The following is an 18,111-nucleotide window of genomic DNA, read 5'->3' as shown; positions in this document are numbered from 1 at the left end:
TTTATTTATTTTGGTATCATTCAATACACCAAATCTACCCATTAAATTGATTAATTAGTTTCAAAATTTCTCATTTAGTATTGGCGTCCAATTTCTCCGAGGCTTCTAATCGCTCCACTTTTGAGCATTTCCCAAACTTCTTTCATAGCAAAGAGATCTCTATGAAAAGTACTTTTGAATCTTTTTCTTCCTCTGTATTGAGTCTTCCTTCGATTAACCCCCTCTCCTCGTCTGAAATTATTTGTTCCCGAGTATCTAGAATTTCTCATCATCTCAATTTTAATAAATTAGTTGAAAGTACTAATACATCTTCAGATGCTCATCAAAAGTTGTCTTTGTTACCAAATAGAATTAATTGTGAGCCTCCTCACCATTTACATTTATTAGTTCATGGTTCTCGAGGTGGTGAGATACATCCATCTCTTCTTTTTTTGGTTGACCAATTAAAAAGGCTGAAAAATCGCTCTGTTTCAATAGAGGCTTTAACTGATGACAATCCAGAACAAATTGACATCGGTAATAGGTCAGTGTTTTTAGTTCCTCTTTTTTTGTTACCTGGAAGTCATGTTTGTATTGATGTACCAACAATATTTAAACGTTTGCAAGAAGATGGACAAAATATAAAATTGTTTCCTTTCCTAGGTTCTTTTATACCATGGCTATCATTAATAGATGATCTGATAACTAGTCAGAGTCCTTTTGTTAAACCTGCATTGATTCATCACCCTGTCTCTTCAGTTACTTCAAGTGTTTTTCTTAAGTCCTTAGAAAAATTCCTAAATATTCCTCTTTATTCATGGTCTAGATGGAATCAAGATACTTTTAAAAAGAAGAAGAATTATCTCCCTATTCCCTATCTTTTGACTCCCAACAAAAATGTAGAAATTGATAGTCAAGGAGAGCAGCTTAAATCTTTGCTTGAGATTGATATTATTCATCGTGGTCTTGTTAATATTTTGGGTAACTTGCCATGAATACACATCAGTTTGGCACTGTTTATCTTGTCGGAGCAGGTCCTGGAGATCCCGATTTATTAACAGTTAAAGCGCAAAAACTAATTAGTAAATGTGATGCGCTGGTATACGACTCTTTAGTTCCTGTAGAGCTACTTGAATTAGTTTCTTCAAATTGTCAACTTCATTCAGTAGGTAAGAGGCGTGGTCATCATTCGGTTCCTCAGAGGAAAACGAATGATATTTTGTTTGATTTAGCAAAGAGTTATTCTTGTATTGTTAGATTAAAAGGTGGTGATCCATTTTTGTTTGGTAGAGGTGCGGAAGAAGCTTCTTATCTGCATAAAAAAGGGGTTCCAGTACAAGTAGTACCTGGGGTTACATCAGGTATAGCTGCTCCTGCTTATGTTGGGATACCTATTACTCATAGACTTGCTGGATCGTCAGTCACTTTTGTGACTGGACATGAGGAGATTGATAAAAAACGCCCAGCTGTAAATTGGCGGTCTTTAGCGAAATCCAGTGATGGAATCGTTATATATATGGGTGTTCATAATTTAAAATTTATCTCAGCAGAGTTGATTGCTGGTGGTATGCATCCTGAGACTTCTGCGGCAGTTATTGAGCAGGGGACTGTAATTGGTCAACGTTATATTAAGAGCCCTTTGGTACAGCTTTTCGACCGAGTTCAAGAAGAAAATTTAAGGTCTCCTGCGATTGTTGTAATAGGTTCAGTTGTGGATTTTCAAGTAGAAGCTTGCTCTCCAAAGCCAGCTGAAGTGACATTTCCAATTCCTATATAGATAGTCTGTCAGATATTATTTTTAGATTTTTAATAAACTCAGCCAAAATTCTTTGGGGTTAGTTGATATTTTTAATTCTTTTTTGTTTATTTTTTGAATTGGACGACAACTTAAACTATTAATTAAAAACCATTCATCATTATCTTTTGGTGTCGCTTCAATGAGAGCTTCTTGTATTATATTCAAATCAATTCCTCGTTGACGCATTATGCCAGGTAGACAACCACTATTAGATGGTGGAGTCAACCAATTATTTTCTCTTTTTACTAATATATTTGCTGTAGTGGCGCAGCATATTTCACCTTGACTATTTAATAATATTGCATCATTACAGCCTGCATTCTTTGCTTCTATGCGCGCTTGAATCCCTTGGTTATAGGAAAATGTTTTACAAAAACTCAATCGGCTAAAAGAATTTCTTCTTTCAGTTTGACTAATTATTGTAGATATAGATTCAAAATTTGGTTGATAAGAATCTATCTCCAACCAAAAACTATGATGGCTTGTCTTGCTGATATCAATTCCACGTTGTTTTGATGCTCCTCTAGTCCAATTAATACGCATTACTCCATTGACATTATTTAATTGCGATCGGTTAATACCATCTTCAATGAGTGCAATCAACCATTCTTTTGATGGCGGGGGATTCATTTCTAAAATACTTGCACTTTCTTCCCATCTATTTAAATGCTCATTAAGAAGCTGCGGAACGCCATTCAAAATGAAAATCGTTTCAAAGATTCCATCTGCAAAGTTGAGACCTCGATCATTAATTGGCACTTTTAAATCTTTGAAGACTCCCCAGTGACCATTAATCCAGCCTAATTTTTCGTTCTTATTTTCAGTCATGTTAATGCGTTTAAAAGTGGCATCAATTTCCAATTCATTTCCTCAGCTTCCTTTTGACTATCTGAATCTGCAACAATTCCACATCCAGCATGAGCACTGATAGAGGATTCTTTAATCATTAAAGATCGGATTAAAATATTGCTATCAAGGACCCCATCCCAATTTATATTTAATATTGATCCACAATATGGACCTCTCGCTGTTGGTTCAAGTTCATACAATCTTTTACATGCTCTAAGCTTCGGTGCTCCTGTTACTGAACCTCCTGGCCAGCATGCTTCAAGCAAGTCAACCCAAGTTTTATTTGTATTGAGTCTACCTTTAACTACTGAAGTGAGATGATGAACTTGTGAATAGCTTTCTAAAACTAGTAGATGAGGGACTTTGATTGAACCAGGCTGGCATACTCTTCCAAGATCATTTCTTAGTAGATCTACAATCATTACATTCTCAGCATGATCTTTTGGACTACAAATAAGCTCTGCTGCCCAATCAGCATCTTTTTCTGGATCTCTATCTCTGGGTCTAGTTCCCTTGATTGGTCTTGTTTCGACCTCTCCAGTGGGGAAAGCTTTTAAAAATCTTTCTGGTGAAGTTGATATAATAGCTTCTCCGTTTGCCATCTGATCGCCGATAATTACTCCAGCAAATGGAGCAGGGGAGCATTTTTTAAGTTTTGAATATACATCTATTGGTCGCATGGATTCTGGCAATGGGGCTTGGCATGAGGTAGTTAGATTAGCCTGAAAAATATCACCGTTCGCAATCCATTCTTTGATTTCATCAACTCTTTCAGAATATTCTTGACTTGTTAACCTCCAGTCCCAAGATTCTAGGGGAATACTATGTTTGCGTTCTGCTTGTTTTGCTGCTTCATTGTCTGGTTTGGAAAGTTTTTGATGAAAAGTATTTTTTAGAAAATTTTCCATAATTGAGATTCGCTTTTCATCTTTGCCTTCTAGCCATAGCTCTTTATTTTGAAGATCAAATTTTAATATAGGGTCATGAGAGGCTATCCATAAAGTTGCCATAGAACTTGTTTGCCATGGATTTTGTGGCTCTGTCCAAGATGCAGCTTCATAACTCAACCAACCAGTCCAGTGCCCTGGCGGTAATTCGCGTAAAATTTTAAAAGGATTAGAGTCCTTTTTTGAAATTTCTAATTCTCTAGAACAAAACTGTTCCAGAGGATTAATTCCTAAGGTGACCCATCGCCCTAAATCACTCCCATCGCCATCAAGCCATATAAATCCTGCCTCTCCCCATTCTTCAATCAATTTATAAGCTACTAGCTCAGGTGATTTCCACTGACATAGTAGTCGCGTAATGTTATTCACTAGATATTTTGGCTACATAGATCTTCTCGACCTATTTCTTTTAATGCTTTATCTCTAATACGACAACTATCACATCTACCACACGGTTTACTTTCACCTTGATAGCAACTCCATGTTTTTTCTATAGGAATTTTTAAGCGTAATGCCTCTTTAAAGATTTTTGTTTTTTCCCAATCTAGTAGTGGAGCCCAGAGTTTTATACCTTTCCCCTCGCGTCCTACTCTGCTGGATAAGTTGGCTAATTCTTGATATGCCTCTAAATAATCCGGTCTACAGTCTGGATATCCAGAATAATCCATTGCATTGATGCCTAATGCTATTCGATTGGCTCCACGAGCTTCTGCAAGACTTAACCCAATAGCAACAAAGATAGTATTTCTACCTGGAACGTAAGTGTTAGGAATAGTATTTTTTTGTATACCTTTAGTGGGAATTATTTGTGACGTGTCGGTCAAGGAGGACCCACCCCAAGAAGATAAATCAATCTTGATTGTTATGTGATCATCAAGATTTAAATCTTTTGCTAAATCTGCGGCTGCTTGTAACTCCTTGAGATGTCGTTGGCCATAATCAAAGGATAATCCAATCACTTTTTGCCCAGCTTCCATAGCTATACAAGCAGCTGTAGCCGAATCAATTCCTCCGGAAAGTAATGCAATTGTTGTCTGTTCAATCATTATTTTTTTTAAATCTAATGAAGCAAAATCTCATTTATCTAGATGGTTAGAGTACACCTAGCCATTTGTGAGTTTGCATACTTAATCTCCACTCAGGATTGTTTTTTACATACTTGATTGCGAGTGTTTGCCCTTCTTCATTTTCCCATCCTGCTTGCAAAAATAATTGAGGTTTAATCTTTCCATTGTTTTTTATTAAATCAGCCATTTTTTTAGCAAAAAGTAAATCTTCAGCGTTCTGTATGACAACTTTTAATTCTTGGCAAGATAACAGATTATCAAGGCGTGGAGGAGAATGCCGTTTAGGAGATAATGTTATCCAATCTGGGTTGCCACTTAGTGCATCTACGCCACTCGTTTCGAGATGAATTGGAATAGATTTTTTCTCTAGATTGAGTGTAGATTTTCTAATTTCTCTGCATAGATGATTTAAATTATGATGCAATGGCTCACCTCCAGTGATTACAACAAAAGCTGCACCTTCTTTTTGCGCTTTGGCTGTGCTAATTGATAAATCTATCAAAGTTTGTTGTGGATGAAGTTCGGAATTCCATGATTTTTTCGTATCACACCAAGGACATCCAACTTTACAACTAGCTAATCTGATGAAGTAAGCGCTTCTGCCAGCATGTTCTCCTTCTCCTTGTAGAGAATGAAAACATTCCACTACTGGTAGAGATGCTTCCATTTATTGCTGTTCTAGAGATTTTTTTTCTATAATGTTTGATTGTGGATTCAATGCTTCACTTGGTGAGGATGGGACGCGTGATTGTGCAGCTTGAATCAAGCCACTAAATAAAGGGTGTGGTTTCCCTGGCCTAGAGAGAAATTCTGGATGATATTGACATGCAATAAAAAATGGATGATTTTTTAATTCTATTAGCTCTACCAATCGACCATCAGGTGAAGTACCACTAATTACATAACCAGATTCCATTAGGAGAGTCCTATATGAATTATTGAACTCATAACGATGTCTATGCCTTTCGTAAACAACTTCTTCGTTGTATAAACTTTGCCCGGTTGTGTTGGTTTGAAGTCTACAAGGATATACTCCTAATCTCATGGTTCCTCCTAGATCAACTACGTCTTGTTGTTCTGGCAGCAAGTGAATTACAGGGTGTTTTGAATTTGGATCTAGTTCGGCACTAGATGCATCTACTAAACCAGCTAAATTGCGAGCCCATTCAATGACAGCACATTGCATACCTAAGCAAAGTCCAAGGAAAGGAACCCTTTGCTCCCTTGCCCATCTGATAGCTGCTATTTTCCCATTTACGCCACGATTACCAAAACCTCCTGGAACGACAATTGCATCCATTCCTTGAAGTAGTTTTTCTGCTCCCTCTGATTCTATGTTCTCCGCATTTATCCAATGAAGATCTAACGATGCATCTTGGGAAATGCACGCATGACGTAATGCTTCGACTACTGATAAGTAGGCATCATTTAATTGTACATATTTGCCAACTAATGCAACTTTTACAGAAGGGCCTGGATTGCGCAATTTATGGACTAATCTTTCCCAATCTTTTAAATCACTTTCATGATCATTTAGATCCAAGCAATCTAATACCTCCTTGCAAAGTCCTTCATCTTTGAGTGCTAAAGGTACTGAGTAAATACTGTCAGCATCAAGGGATGCTATGACCGCATCAGAGTTAACTCCACAAAAACCCCCTATTTTATTTTTTAAATCATCATTAATTGGCCTATCACTGCGACAAACTAAAATATCTGGCTGAATCCCGATAGAACGTAATTCTTTTACTGAGTGCTGTGTTGGCTTGGTTTTAATTTCACCAGATGTACCGATGTAAGGCAATAATGTGACGTGAACATAAACAACATCGTTTCTCTTTACATCACCTTTAAATTCTCTTATTGCTTCAAGAAAAGGTAGAGATTCAATATCTCCAACTGTCCCTCCAATTTCTGATATCACTACATCTGCACCACTATTGTCTGCAACACGTTTAATTCTTTCGCGAATTTCACGGGTGATGTGGGGGATAACTTGAACTGTTCTTCCGTCATAGTCACCTCTTCTTTCTTTATTAATAACAGCTTGATAAATGGAACCTGTCGTGACACTGTTAAGTCGTGACATTGCAGTATCTGTAAAGCGCTCATAATGCCCAAGGTCTAAATCAGTTTCAGCCCCGTCTTCAGTTACAAAAACCTCTCCATGTTGAAAAGGGCTCATCGTCCCAGGATCAACATTTAGATATGGGTCAAGCTTTAAAATCGAAACACTGTACCCTTTTGATTTAAGTAGTCTGCCAAGACTCGCGGCAACAATTCCTTTGCCAATGCTTGAAACTACACCACCAGTGACGAAAACAAATTTTGCCATTTACTTTTCAATCATTCTTTAAGCTACCTTGATCTAGGTAAACACCAAGAAATTTACATATTTTCTCTTTAGGATAATGTTTTTACAGTTAATTTCTATCAATACTCTCAGGATCTATCCAAGTAGAAGCTATATGGAGGTCTTCTAATTGCTTGTTTTCCACGTTTGCAGGGGCTTTAGCCATGGAACAACGAGCTTGTTGTGTTTTTGGAAAAGCAATAGTATCTCTAATTGAATCTTCATTGGATAAGAGCATAACTATTCTGTCCAGTCCAAATGCAATCCCACCATGTGGAGGAGCACCCATTGAGAGCGCATCAATTAAAAAACCAAATTGCTCTTCTGCTTCATTTTTAGATAGACCAATTACTTCTAGTACGGTTTTTTGAAGTTCTGAGTTGTGAATTCTTAAAGATCCTCCACCAATTTCTAATCCATTAAGAACTAGATCATACGCTTGAGCATTTGAATTGGGTAATTTGTCTTTCCATAAGCTTTCTGATTCACCAATATCTTCAGGCTTAGGAGCGCAGAAAGGATGATGAATTGCTTCAAGACGATTTTCATCAGAATTGAATTCAAACATAGGAAAATCCGTGACCCAAAGAAAATTCCATTGAGTTTTTAATTCTTTGTCTGAGATTATCTTTAGATCTTTCGCAATAAATTGACGAACTCTATCTAAGGTTCTATTAACAATGTTTGTGGGCCCTGCACCAAAAAGGATTAAATCACCAGGTTTAGCTTGGGTTTTTAAAAGTAGTTCTTTTATTTGCGAGGTAGTTAAATTATCTTTTATGGCTCCAATTGTATCGACTTCTTTATCATCTCTAACTCTTATAAATGCTAGTCCACCAGCGCCAGCCTTTTGGGCTTCGCTAAAAATATCTCCACCGGGTTTTATTCTTACATTACTAATTAAATTATTTCCATCCTCAATGGTGATGCATTTAACGCATCCACCAGAAGAAATAGCATTTGAAAAAACTTTAAATCCACTTTTGGAAAATAAATCACTTGTGTTGACAAGTTCCATTCCATATCGAGTATCAGGTCTGTCAGTTCCAAAACGATCCATAGCTTCTTGCCAAGTCATTCTTGGAAAAGGAGTTTGGAGATCAATCCCTTTAATTTTTTTCCAAATATTTACAATTAATCTTTCATTTAATTCAATGATCTCTTTTTCCTCCATAAAACTCATTTCAATATCTAATTGAGTAAATTCTGGTTGCCTGTCTGCGCGTAAATCTTCATCACGAAAGCAACGAGCGACTTGGTAATAACGTTCAACTCCACCAACCATCAACAATTGTTTGAATAATTGTGGGGATTGCGGTAAAGCAAAAAACTCACCACCACATACACGTGAGGGGACTAAGTAATCTCTGGCTCCTTCAGGAGTTGAGCGAGTCAAAATTGGTGTTTCAACTTCTATAAATCCTTCGTTTTCAAGAAAACTTCTAGCTGCTTTGACAGTGCTATGTCTCAATCGAAGATTATTATTCATTCTCTCTCTTCTAAGATCTAAATATCTATGCCTTAGCCTGATTTCTTCTTTAACACTCTCCTCATCATGAATTGACACTGAGAAAGGAAGTGTACTCGTGACAGAATTGAGAATTTTTATATTTTTAGCTAAGACTTCTACTTCACCCGTTGGGATTTTTGTATTAATAGCTTCGTCAGGTCTCGCTCTTACTAATCCATTGATCTGAAGAACAGTCTCATTTCTTAGACTTTCAGCGATTCTAAAAAGGTCCTGACCTTGATCTGGATCAACTGTGATTTGAATTGTTCCAGAACGGTCTCTTAGATCAATAAAAATCACCCCGCCATGATCCCTTCTGCGATCAACCCAACCACATAGTTGAACGTTTGCGCTAATTGCGGAAGCTCGTAATTCTCCACAAGTTTTATTGCGCATGAAACTCTCAATCATCATGAATAATGAGTTTCCCACAAAGACCGGCTTTTATGCACAACACAGTTTCTACTTGCTCAAAAACCTTTTCGATAGAAAGGTCTTTTTACGATGATTGCAGGATGTTTTTTCCCTCTAATTTCTACTGCTAATTGAGTATTTACTGTTGCAATTTCGCTTGGCACATAAGCAAGAGCTATAGGTTTTTTCAATGTTGGAGACCAAGTTCCGCTAGTGACCATTCCAACAGTTTCGCTGTTGTATAGAACTGGATATCCTTGTCTTGCAATTCCTTTATCCTGGACTTGAATACCAACAAGTTTTTTTCGCGTTCCAACTTCGGCTTGTTTCTCGAGAGCTTTCCTACCTATAAAATCATTAGGCATTTCTAAATGAACTAACCAACCCAAGCCAGCTTCAAAGGGAGTTGTATCTAGGTTGATATCGTTGCCATATAAATGCATAGAAGCCTCTAATCGCAGAGTATCTCTAGCTCCAAGCCCGCATGGGGTAACTCCCGACGCAATAAGATTCTTCCAGATGGACTTCGCAGTTTCTGGAGATGATAAAAATTCGAAACCTTCCTCTCCTGTATAACCAGTTCGTGCTATGAAAATTGATTCTTGTGAGTTGATTAGATTGGGATTTGAAGTAATAGTTCTGTGACCAAAACGTGGTAAATCAGATAAAGGCTCTTGAAGAATTTTCTCAAACGTATGGATTGATTTTGGACCTTGGATGGCAATTAATGCACCCTCTGGCATGAATTCGGATATCGTAATTTCCTTTTTAGAAAGATTTGAACTCAACCATTCAATGTCAGACTTTTTTCTTGCGGCATTAATGACTAGAACTATACTTTCTTCTTTTGTATCTAAAAATCCTTGATCATAAATGATTAGATCGTCTTGAATTCCTCCATTTTCTTTTAAAAAAACTGTATAACACGCTTCACCAGGTCCTATTCGAAACACGTCTGAGGGAACTAAATTTTGTAATGCGCTTTTTATATTTTTACCTTTTAATTGGACTACACCCATGTGGGATATGTCGAACATCCCGACATTTTTTCTTACTGCATTGTGTTCTTCTATTAACCCAGAAAAACTAACAGGCATTTCCCAATTTGCAAAAGGGACCATTTTACCGCCTAATCTTTTGCATTCTTGATAAAGAGGAGTTTGCAGTAATTTCATTTTTTCTTGAACGGTAAAAGAAATTCACAAGTGATACCGTGAACCTATAAGAATTTCTAAAACTAAATTTAATGCTTTGTGGCTCGATCCGGAAAGTTTTACTACTCTATGAGTCTTGGGTTAAGACTTAATGACTGCAAAAAGATCTTGTAGGAGCTGTAATCAGTGTGTTTTAAGTCATTGTGATTCATTTTCATGGTGCAAACTTAGAAAGATAAAAATACATTCTGAGATATCTTCATTTGTTTCTTGTGGTCATTGGATAAAAAAAGAACCTAATTTCCCAAAGATTTCTGAAAAATTTGTTCATCAACAACTCGATTTTGGAAAGGTATTAGTTGAATGAGAATTGAAATGCAAACTTTTTTAGGATGATTTGTCCAATAACATAATTAATGAACGAATAACTTTTGCAGCAAGGATGCTACTGATACCAGTGTTATCTAATTTGGGAGATAATTCGACTACATCAGCACCAATTAAGTTATGAGATTTAATCACATCTATTATTGCTGCAAAATCTCCCCAGAAATAGCCTCCTGGCTCGGGAGTGCCTGTTCCAGGCATTATAGATGGATCAAACCAATCTAAATCAAAAGTTAAATAGATTGGTGTTCCTTTAAAACTTTTTAGAGCCTCTTCTAAAGATTTTGCATTCTCTCCCAAAGTATGATGAATTAATCTTTTAGTTTTATTCATTTCAAGAAATTCTGATTTTGTTCCACTTCTTATTCCTATTTGAAAAATTTTTTTGCTCGGTAGTATTTCTAAACATCTGCTCATAGTACATGCATGACTAAATTTACTACCTAACCATTCATCTCTAAGGTCTGCATGAGCATCTAATTGAAGCATAATTAATTCAGGATAATTAGTAATTATTGATTGAATCACCCCACTTGTTATTGAATGCTCTCCACCAATAATAAGAGGTTTTAAATTATTTTTAAGTAAAATATCTGTAGCATCTTTTATACAAGAGAGTGTTAACTTTGCATCTCCAAGGGGAACATCTAATGAACCAACATCAGCAAAGTTTATATCTTCTAAATCTAAATTTAATTGTGGACAATATGTTTCAATTCCATAACTATCTTCCCTAACAGCAGAAGGACCAAATCTTGCACCAGGTCTAAAGCAACAAGTTCCATCATAAGGAACACCTAATAGCGAAACTCTGCATTGATCGATGCCTCTTTTCGCACCCATAAATATTGCACCATCGTTATTAAATAGTGATAGATCTTTGAGGTTGGATTTGGTCATTTTTTTGCGAGCTCCCTTTCGATGAATGCAGGAATAGTGTTAAATGCACCTTGTTGCCATCGTTCGCTCCAAATCTGACAATTTTTGGAGATCTCTTCTACGCGACTTTTTTTTGGATACATATATTTTGGCTTTTCCATAGATGCAAATGTCCAGCTCCATAAACCGCTTGGGTATATGGATACAGATCCATACATTGGATCTGCGTAGTCAAAAATTTCACGAAGAACTTTGACAATATTTATATGAATTTCCTGAAAAGATTCTGGCGATTCACTTTGTGTTGCTAAAACCCCTCCTGGTTTAAGTATTCGTTGGCAATCTTTGAGAAACGAATTGCTGAATAACCCTGTGGCCGGTCCAACAGGATCTGCGCCATCAATAATAATTACATCATATGAATTCTCTTTTATATGTTTTACCCAATCAATTCCATTCTTGATTTGTAAATTTAATCTTGAATCAGACCATGCATTTCCTCCAATAGTAGGTAAATACTTTTGACTTAATTCAATAACTCTTATATCGATTTCAACTAAATCGATATACTTAACCGCTTTATATTTTAAACATTCTTTTGCACTTCCCCCATCGCCTCCTCCAATAATTAAAATATTATCTATTTGATTAGAAGAACATAATGCAGGATGAATAAGACATTCATGATACCACTTTTCAGACTTTTCTGCTGTCATCCAGCAATCATCAAGTAATAGTGCCTTGCCATATCTTTTGCTTTCATAGATGGTAATTTTCTGGAAAGGACTAGACTCTTCTAGTATTAATTTTCCCTTTAATCCATACCTAACTCCTTGATGATATTCGTCAAGCCATTCTAAGGTTGTTTTTAGTTTATTTTTCATAATTATAATATTAATTATTGAGATTAATCTTTGCTAATTTCCAGTATTTCTCTAATTTCTTTTTTGATTTCGAATGTAATTCGCCCTCTATATTTTCTTCTATGTACCTTAATCGCTCTAAGAATTTTTTATTAGTTTTTGCTAATCCCTCTTCTATACATATTTTATTCCATCTTGCAATATTTATCAATGTGAATAATACGTCTCCTATTTCAGCTTCAGCTTCGGAAGTATCTTCTTTTTTTAATGCATCTTTTAATTCTTCTAATTCTTCATATAATTTATCCCAGATTTGATCAATTGTTTCCCATTCGAATCCGCTTTTTGAGGCTCTTTTGGAGATAATCAGTGCTGCTTTAGTAGAAGGTTGTGGTCTTATTTTCAATTTCAATCGGTCACTGATTGGGGTTTTTGAATTATTTAATGGTTTTTCATTAGTCTTTATTTGTTCCCATGATTTTTCTACTTCTTTGATACTAACTTTTGCTTTATTTTGAAATACATGCGGATGCCTTCGAATCATTTTTTTAGTGATTATGTCAATGATGTCTGCCATATCAAATAAGTTTTTTTCTTTTGCTATTTGAGCATGCAAAATTATTTGTAGTAAGAGATCTCCAAGCTCTTCTTTTAATTCATCAGGATTGTCTTCTCGTATTGCGTGAGTAACTTCATAGGCTTCCTCTAAAACATATGGGACCAAGGATAGATGTGTTTGATTTAGATCCCAAGGACAGCCATTGATTGGATCTCTGAGGTCTGAAACTACTTCAAGGAGTTTATTCATTTTATCTTCTGTATTTATTTGGTTTGTTTTTGTCATTGCTAATTGTCTTGAGAGGACTGTGACTAAGCTCAGAAACGATTTTTTATGAATCGTTGATCTAATTATGATTAATTCTCAACAACAGAGCAGCTTGAGGTATAAAGTAAATGAATTAGTCAAAGGACTAAAAATTGTATGGGCGATTAGCTCAGCGGTAGAGCGCCTGCCTTACAAGCAGGATGTCCCTGGTTCGAACCCTGGATCGCCCATCTAGATTATTCTTTATTTATGCAAAATGGTCCTGGATTAAAAATTTCAGCAACAGCAGTAGCAGAGTTAAATAGGCAAGCTGCTTTTACTGGAACACCAGGAGTTATGCATATTGATCTAATGGATGATAAGTGTGGAGAAGGATGGAAATTTATAAGAATTAGGCCAGGGAAAAATGATGGTGTTCCCCTCGCTAGAGCTGATGGGATTACTTTGTATGCTCGCCAAGATCAAGTCCTATTTTTTCAAGGTCTAAAGCTGAATTATTTTGGTGATCTAAGTGGAGGTGGATTTTTGATTAGCACGCCAAAAGGGGCAGAAGCTTCTCCATGTGGATCAGGCTTTAGAAAACTTTCAAAAGCACAATAATTTCTTAAAACAATTAGAGCATTGATACTATTCTTCTGGAAACAAGATCGAAGAGAGTTCATCAGAATCAACTTCATAGACGCGAGCTAAACTTGTCTCAATTGCGCTAGTTACTTCACCCGGTAAGAATCTCATAGCATTTAAGGCATCATCCGATATTTCTTCTGTAAGCAACTTTTCCTTACTATTTAATTTTTCATCGTTGATTACAGCAATTATCCAGCTTTGATATGCGTAGACAAGATCGGAGAACTCAAGTTCAGGGTCGTTCAGATCCATGACAAATAAACAGATAATGAACAATAAACACTAGTTTGGCTGTAGTTGGAGAAAATGTCTTCTATGGAACAAATATCTCGCTCTTCTATTCAAGCAAAAGCATTTGAATTCGCATTGATGGAATTAATTTATAGTAAGCGAGATAGCTTTCAGCCACTGTGGAGCGTTGATAGCTGGGTTAAATTTTTAATCTGGTTAAGTTTAAATTGTGGGCTCTCTGGAGATAAAGAAAGCCTGGAATTGTTTGCGAAAGCCATGGGTTCTCCTTTAACAAGTCGAATGAGAAAAATATTTTTTGAAAGAGCTTTAGAAGATTTGTCATTACATGTGATGGCTGATCCTGCAGAAGCGCAAGTTTTGATAATGCCAATGGATGGAAATCAGAGAATTCTTGATAACGATGTAGTTCAAGCCTTACAAACGATCGGTTTAAGTAACAAGGTTTCTTTATCTTCGGCTGCATGGGAAAGGCATGACTCAATAGTTTCGATTCCTTGGAACGTGAAAAGTGACATTTGAATTTAGGAAAAGCAAGAATGATGTAAAACTTTTCTCTGGAATGAGTAAATTAAATTAAACACATTTTTTTTCTGTGATAGAGCGGGCAAAAACTACAAAATTATCTGAAGCCTCAGGGCTTCCTAAAACATATGATCCAGTTGGGACTGAAAATCGCTGGCAGAAAGCTTGGGAAGAAAAAGGAGTTTTTAAACCTGATCCAGCAGCCCCTGGAGACCCATTCTCCGTAGTTATTCCTCCTCCAAATGTCACAGGTAGTCTGCATATGGGGCATGCTTTTAATACTGCCTTAATAGATACAGTTGTCAGGTATAAGAGATTAAAAGGAAATAATGTTCTTTGTCTTCCAGGGACAGACCATGCTTCAATTGCGGTTCAAACTATTCTCGAGCGACAACTCAAGGAAGAAGGCAAAAATCGTCGTGATCTTGGTAGAGCTTCTTTTTTGGAAAAAGCTTGGGAATGGAAAGAAAAAAGTGGTGGAAGAATTGTTGATCAATTAAAACGTTTGGGATATTCCGTAGACTGGAGTAGAGAGAGATTTACATTGGATGAGGGGCTGAGTAAAGCTGTTTCCGAGGCTTTTGTTCGTTTATATGAAAAGGGATTGATATATCGAGGAGAATATTTAGTGAATTGGTGCCCTGCCTCTGGTTCGGCTGTGAGTGATTTAGAAGTTGAAATGAAAGAAGTAGATGGACATTTATGGCATTTTCGATATCCGTTAGTCTCATCATCTGGATCAAGCGTCAAACAAATTAGTTACTTAGAAGTAGCGACTACACGTCCTGAGACGATGCTTGGCGATGTAGCAGTTGCTGTGAACCCATCAGATGAAAGGTATAAAGATCTCATAGGGGAGAAACTTACTTTGCCTCTAGTTGGCAGAACTATTCCAATTATTGGAGACCCTCATGTAGATAAAGATTTTGGAACTGGATGTGTCAAAGTTACTCCAGCTCATGATCCAAATGATTTTGAGATAGGTCAGAGACATGACTTACCTCAAATAACAGTCATGACTAAAAAAGGAACAATGAATCACAATGCAGGTCAATTTGAAGGCTTGGATCGTTTTGAAGCTCGTGAAGCTGTTATTGATTCTTTAAAGGAGATTGGTCTGTTAACTAAAATAGAAGCTTATAAACATAGTGTGCCTTTCTCTGACAGAGGTAAAGTACCAGTCGAGCCATTGCTGTCAACTCAGTGGTTTGTCAAAATGGATCCTTTAGCAAATAGTTGTTCTGAATTTTTTGAGAAAGGACAACCTAAATTTATTCCTAATAGATGGTCAAAAGTTTATCGAGATTGGTTAACTGATATTAGAGATTGGTGTATTAGTAGACAATTATGGTGGGGACATCGCATTCCGGCTTGGTTTGTGATTAGTCAAACAGATAATAGGGTTGTTAATGAAACACCGTATATTGTCGCTAGAACAGAAGTTGAAGCTAAGAAATTAGCACGAGAACAATATGGAGATTCAGTCAAAATTGAGCAAGATGAAGATGTTCTAGATACATGGTTCTCTAGCGGATTATGGCCTTTTTCCACTTTAGGTTGGCCTGATGAAACTCATCCTGATTTTCAACGTTGGTATCCCACAAATACCCTCGTAACTGGCTTTGACATTATTTTCTTTTGGGTAGCAAGAATGACAATGATGGCTGGAGTATTTACGGAGAAGATGCCATTTTCTGACGTCTATATTCATGGGCTTGTTAGAGATGAGCAAAATAGAAAGATGAGTAAAAGTGCAGGAAATGGTATTGATCCTTTATTACTAATAGAAAGATATGGAACTGATGCTTTGAGGTTTGCTCTGGTTCGTGAAGTTGCCGGTGCGGGCCAAGATATACGTCTTGACTTTGATCGTAAAACCCAAACATCAGCAACTGTTGAGGCCTCAAGAAATTTTGCTAACAAGCTTTGGAACGCAACTAGATTTGCTCTTATCAATCTTGAGGATCAAGATTATGAAAGTTTGGACAAATATGATTTATCGAAGTTGCAATTATCAGATAAGTGGATTTTATCAAGACTTGCTCGAGTCAATAGTGAGACCGCTAATAGATATGAAAATTATGCTTTAGGAGAGGCAGCTAAGGGATTATATGAATTTGCTTGGAATGATTTTTGTGATTGGTATTTAGAACTAATTAAACGACGATTGAATAGTGCAGCCAATCTTTCTCCCGATGAATTATTAGATCAAAAAATAGCGAAAAGCATCTTATACAAAGTTTTAAGTGATCTTTTGATTATGCTTCATCCTCTAATGCCTCATTTGACAGAGGAGCTTTGGCATGGATTAACAGGTTTAACTGAAGATCAATTTCTAGCTTTGCAGCCTTGGCCAAAATTCAATGAACAAGACTTGAATATTGATTTAGAGAGTTCTTTCTCTGATTTATTTGCCTCTATCAGATTAATTCGCAATTTACGAGCAGTTGCTGGGTTGAAACCCTCTCAAAAAGTTCCTGTCATGTTGGTCTCTGGTAAGGAAGTTTTGCAAAACACTCTCAAAACATCAATTAATGATATTGCTGTTTTGACTAAAGCTAAGGAAGTCCAAATATTATCTCCAGAGCAAGCAAAATCATTACCTTCTATGAAAGCTTTAGCAGGCGTAAGTGGAGAGCTCGAGGTGGTTCTTCCTATTGAAGGATTGATAGATATAGCTTCTTTACGATCAAGGCTTGAAAAAGATTTAAATAAAGCAGAAAAGGAAATAGAAAGTCTCTCTGGACGTCTGGCAAATAAGAATTTTGTTGATAAAGCTCCCAAAGAGGTTGTCGAGGAATGCAGAGCAAACTTAATGGAGTCAGAGGCCCAAGTCCGCCTAGTCAAAGAGCGTCTAATGGGATTGGATTGAACTCACTAAACTATCTATGTCTTATAACTTAGAAACTCTGGTTAATAATTTCATTCCTTTTTTAAGTAGCCCTTTTGGAATTTTGGTTTTTGCTTTGGTGTATGTTTTTTGGGTGTCTTTTTTGTTGCCAGGCTCATGGCTTTCCATGTTGTCTGGCTTTCTTTATGGCACCTGGCTTGGAAGTTCGGTTGTTTTTGTAGGTGCTTTTATTGGAGCTCATTTAACTTTTTATTTAGGGCGAACTTTTTTAAAAGAATGGGCTCAAAAAAAGGTCTCAAATTTTCCAAAAGTTCAAATAATGGAGAAAGCTGTTCAACGCGAGGGTCTAAAAGTCATTTTGCTTACAAGACTTTCTCCTCTTTTTCCATTTGGCTTACTTAATTTTACATATGGCTTGAGTGAGGTAAAAGTTCGTGATTTTACTCTTGGCATGATTGGTATATTGCCTGGCACAATTTTATATTGCAGCTTAGGTTCTTTAGCACTCAAAGTTTCAAATTTTGCTGAAGTACTATCAGGAAGATCTGATACTAGTTCACTTATTTGGAGCTTAATTAGTATTTTGTCGACTATTTTAGTTATTATTTTAGTTTTACGTTCAACAAGAAAACTAAATAAGGATTCTCAATCACTAGATTAATCATCAGCTTTTAAATTCCAATCTTCAATCGCTGCAAATAAGATAAACCAATAAAGTCTAATGCGATCAAATATACCTTTTTTGGAAGCAAGCACTTCATATTTTGCGCGTCCGCACTCTGTTTTGATTAAAGAAAAGATTGGATTCTTATTCATTTTTAAATTCTATTTAT

18 protein-coding genes and 1 tRNA gene are annotated in these 18,111 nt (G+C 36.4%); 7 read left to right on the top strand and 12 right to left on the bottom strand.

From position 1 onward, the window contains the following. Positions 1 to 161: 161 nt before the first annotated feature. On the top strand, positions 162 to 974 hold the full coding sequence (locus O5639_RS07335; RefSeq protein ID WP_269623896.1) for a CbiX/SirB N-terminal domain-containing protein: 813 nt from the start codon (positions 162 to 164) through the stop codon (positions 972 to 974). Next, a complete protein-coding gene (gene cobA, locus O5639_RS07330) occupies positions 971 to 1,756 on the top strand; it encodes a uroporphyrinogen-III C-methyltransferase (RefSeq protein WP_269623895.1) in 786 nt (261 codons plus the stop codon). Before O5639_RS07335 ends, cobA begins: the two co-directional genes overlap by 4 nt. A gap of 21 nt (positions 1,757 to 1,777) precedes the next feature. On the opposite strand, the gene O5639_RS07325 is transcribed toward cobA, so the two are convergent. The 10 genes from O5639_RS07325 to mazG form a co-directional block, all read right to left on the bottom strand. Next, positions 1,778 to 2,605, bottom strand: a complete 828-nt coding sequence (locus tag O5639_RS07325) for an aminotransferase class IV (RefSeq protein ID WP_269623894.1) — start codon at positions 2,603 to 2,605, stop codon at positions 1,778 to 1,780. Beyond that, positions 2,602 to 3,942 (bottom strand): anthranilate synthase component I family protein, encoded by a 1,341-nt coding sequence (locus tag O5639_RS07320; protein WP_269623893.1) that lies wholly within the window; start codon positions 3,940 to 3,942, stop codon positions 2,602 to 2,604. Before O5639_RS07320 ends, O5639_RS07325 begins: the two co-directional genes overlap by 4 nt. After that, on the bottom strand, positions 3,942 to 4,619 hold the full coding sequence (queC, locus tag O5639_RS07315; RefSeq protein ID WP_269623892.1) for a 7-cyano-7-deazaguanine synthase QueC: 678 nt from the start codon (positions 4,617 to 4,619) through the stop codon (positions 3,942 to 3,944). Before queC ends, O5639_RS07320 begins: the two co-directional genes overlap by 1 nt. Positions 4,620 to 4,665: 46 nt before the next feature. Next, positions 4,666 to 5,307, bottom strand: a complete 642-nt coding sequence (locus O5639_RS07310; protein WP_269623891.1) for a 7-carboxy-7-deazaguanine synthase QueE — start codon at positions 5,305 to 5,307, stop codon at positions 4,666 to 4,668. After that, positions 5,308 to 6,975 carry a CTP synthase gene (locus O5639_RS07305; protein WP_269623890.1) on the bottom strand — a complete coding sequence of 556 codons (1,668 nt, stop codon included), beginning with the start codon at positions 6,973 to 6,975 and terminating at the stop codon, positions 5,308 to 5,310. It lies immediately after the preceding gene. An 88-nt stretch (positions 6,976 to 7,063) separates the two neighbouring features. After that, on the bottom strand, positions 7,064 to 8,899 hold the full coding sequence (gene aspS / locus O5639_RS07300) for an aspartate--tRNA ligase (protein WP_269625531.1): 1,836 nt from the start codon (positions 8,897 to 8,899) through the stop codon (positions 7,064 to 7,066). Positions 8,900 to 8,973: 74 nt separating this feature from the next. Next, positions 8,974 to 10,092 (bottom strand): glycine cleavage system aminomethyltransferase GcvT, encoded by a 1,119-nt coding sequence (gcvT, locus tag O5639_RS07295; protein WP_269623889.1) that lies wholly within the window; start codon positions 10,090 to 10,092, stop codon positions 8,974 to 8,976. 366 nt (positions 10,093 to 10,458) lie between these two features. Continuing rightward, entirely contained in the window at positions 10,459 to 11,358 is a 900-nt protein-coding gene (speB, locus tag O5639_RS07290) for an agmatinase (RefSeq protein ID WP_269623888.1), read from the bottom strand. Beyond that, positions 11,355 to 12,221: a polyamine aminopropyltransferase gene (speE, locus tag O5639_RS07285; RefSeq protein WP_269623887.1), complete on the bottom strand. Its 867-nt coding sequence runs from the start codon at positions 12,219 to 12,221 to the stop codon at positions 11,355 to 11,357. Before speE ends, speB begins: the two co-directional genes overlap by 4 nt. Before the next feature lie 10 nt (positions 12,222 to 12,231). Next, positions 12,232 to 13,044, bottom strand: coding sequence for a nucleoside triphosphate pyrophosphohydrolase (gene mazG, locus O5639_RS07280; protein ID WP_269623886.1), 813 nt, complete (start codon positions 13,042 to 13,044; stop codon positions 12,232 to 12,234). Between the two features lie 140 nt (positions 13,045 to 13,184). Here mazG and O5639_RS07275 point away from each other — a divergent pair. Together O5639_RS07275 and O5639_RS07270 are read left to right on the top strand one after the other, a co-directional pair. Continuing rightward, positions 13,185 to 13,256 (top strand) — tRNA-Val (locus O5639_RS07275). Between the two features lie 19 nt (positions 13,257 to 13,275). Next, the gene (locus tag O5639_RS07270; RefSeq protein ID WP_269623885.1) at positions 13,276 to 13,626 is read left to right on the top strand and encodes an AIR synthase; all 351 of its coding nucleotides are present in this window, start codon (positions 13,276 to 13,278) and stop codon (positions 13,624 to 13,626) included. 27 nt (positions 13,627 to 13,653) lie between these two features. Here the strand turns inward: O5639_RS07270 and O5639_RS07265 are convergent, their stop codons facing one another. Next, the gene (locus O5639_RS07265) at positions 13,654 to 13,905 is read right to left on the bottom strand and encodes a hypothetical protein (RefSeq protein ID WP_269623884.1); all 252 of its coding nucleotides are present in this window, start codon (positions 13,903 to 13,905) and stop codon (positions 13,654 to 13,656) included. Between the two features lie 63 nt (positions 13,906 to 13,968). Here O5639_RS07265 and O5639_RS07260 point away from each other — a divergent pair, with 63 nt between their 5' ends. The 3 genes from O5639_RS07260 (at position 13,969) to O5639_RS07250 (ending at position 17,939) form a co-directional block, all read left to right on the top strand. Next, positions 13,969 to 14,424 carry a protein phosphatase gene (locus O5639_RS07260; RefSeq protein WP_269623883.1) on the top strand — a complete coding sequence of 152 codons (456 nt, stop codon included), beginning with the start codon at positions 13,969 to 13,971 and terminating at the stop codon, positions 14,422 to 14,424. 73 nt (positions 14,425 to 14,497) lie between these two features. Next, positions 14,498 to 17,299, top strand: coding sequence for a valine--tRNA ligase (locus O5639_RS07255; RefSeq protein WP_269623882.1), 2,802 nt, complete (start codon positions 14,498 to 14,500; stop codon positions 17,297 to 17,299). A 16-nt stretch (positions 17,300 to 17,315) separates the two neighbouring features. Further along, positions 17,316 to 17,939 (top strand): TVP38/TMEM64 family protein, encoded by a 624-nt coding sequence (locus O5639_RS07250; RefSeq protein ID WP_269623881.1) that lies wholly within the window; start codon positions 17,316 to 17,318, stop codon positions 17,937 to 17,939. Here the strand turns inward: O5639_RS07250 and O5639_RS07245 are convergent. Continuing rightward, entirely contained in the window at positions 17,936 to 18,094 is a 159-nt protein-coding gene (locus tag O5639_RS07245; RefSeq protein ID WP_269623880.1) for a hypothetical protein, read from the bottom strand. The genes O5639_RS07250 and O5639_RS07245 overlap by 4 nt on opposite strands. Positions 18,095 to 18,111 lie beyond the last annotated feature (17 nt).

The organism is Prochlorococcus marinus str. MIT 1214, assembly GCF_027359355.1.
GTDB classification, from domain to species: domain Bacteria; phylum Cyanobacteriota; class Cyanobacteriia; order PCC-6307; family Cyanobiaceae; genus Prochlorococcus_B; species Prochlorococcus_B marinus_F.
Note: the sequence above shows the minus strand (reverse complement) of the source record. Positions and strands in the feature narration are given on the sequence as shown.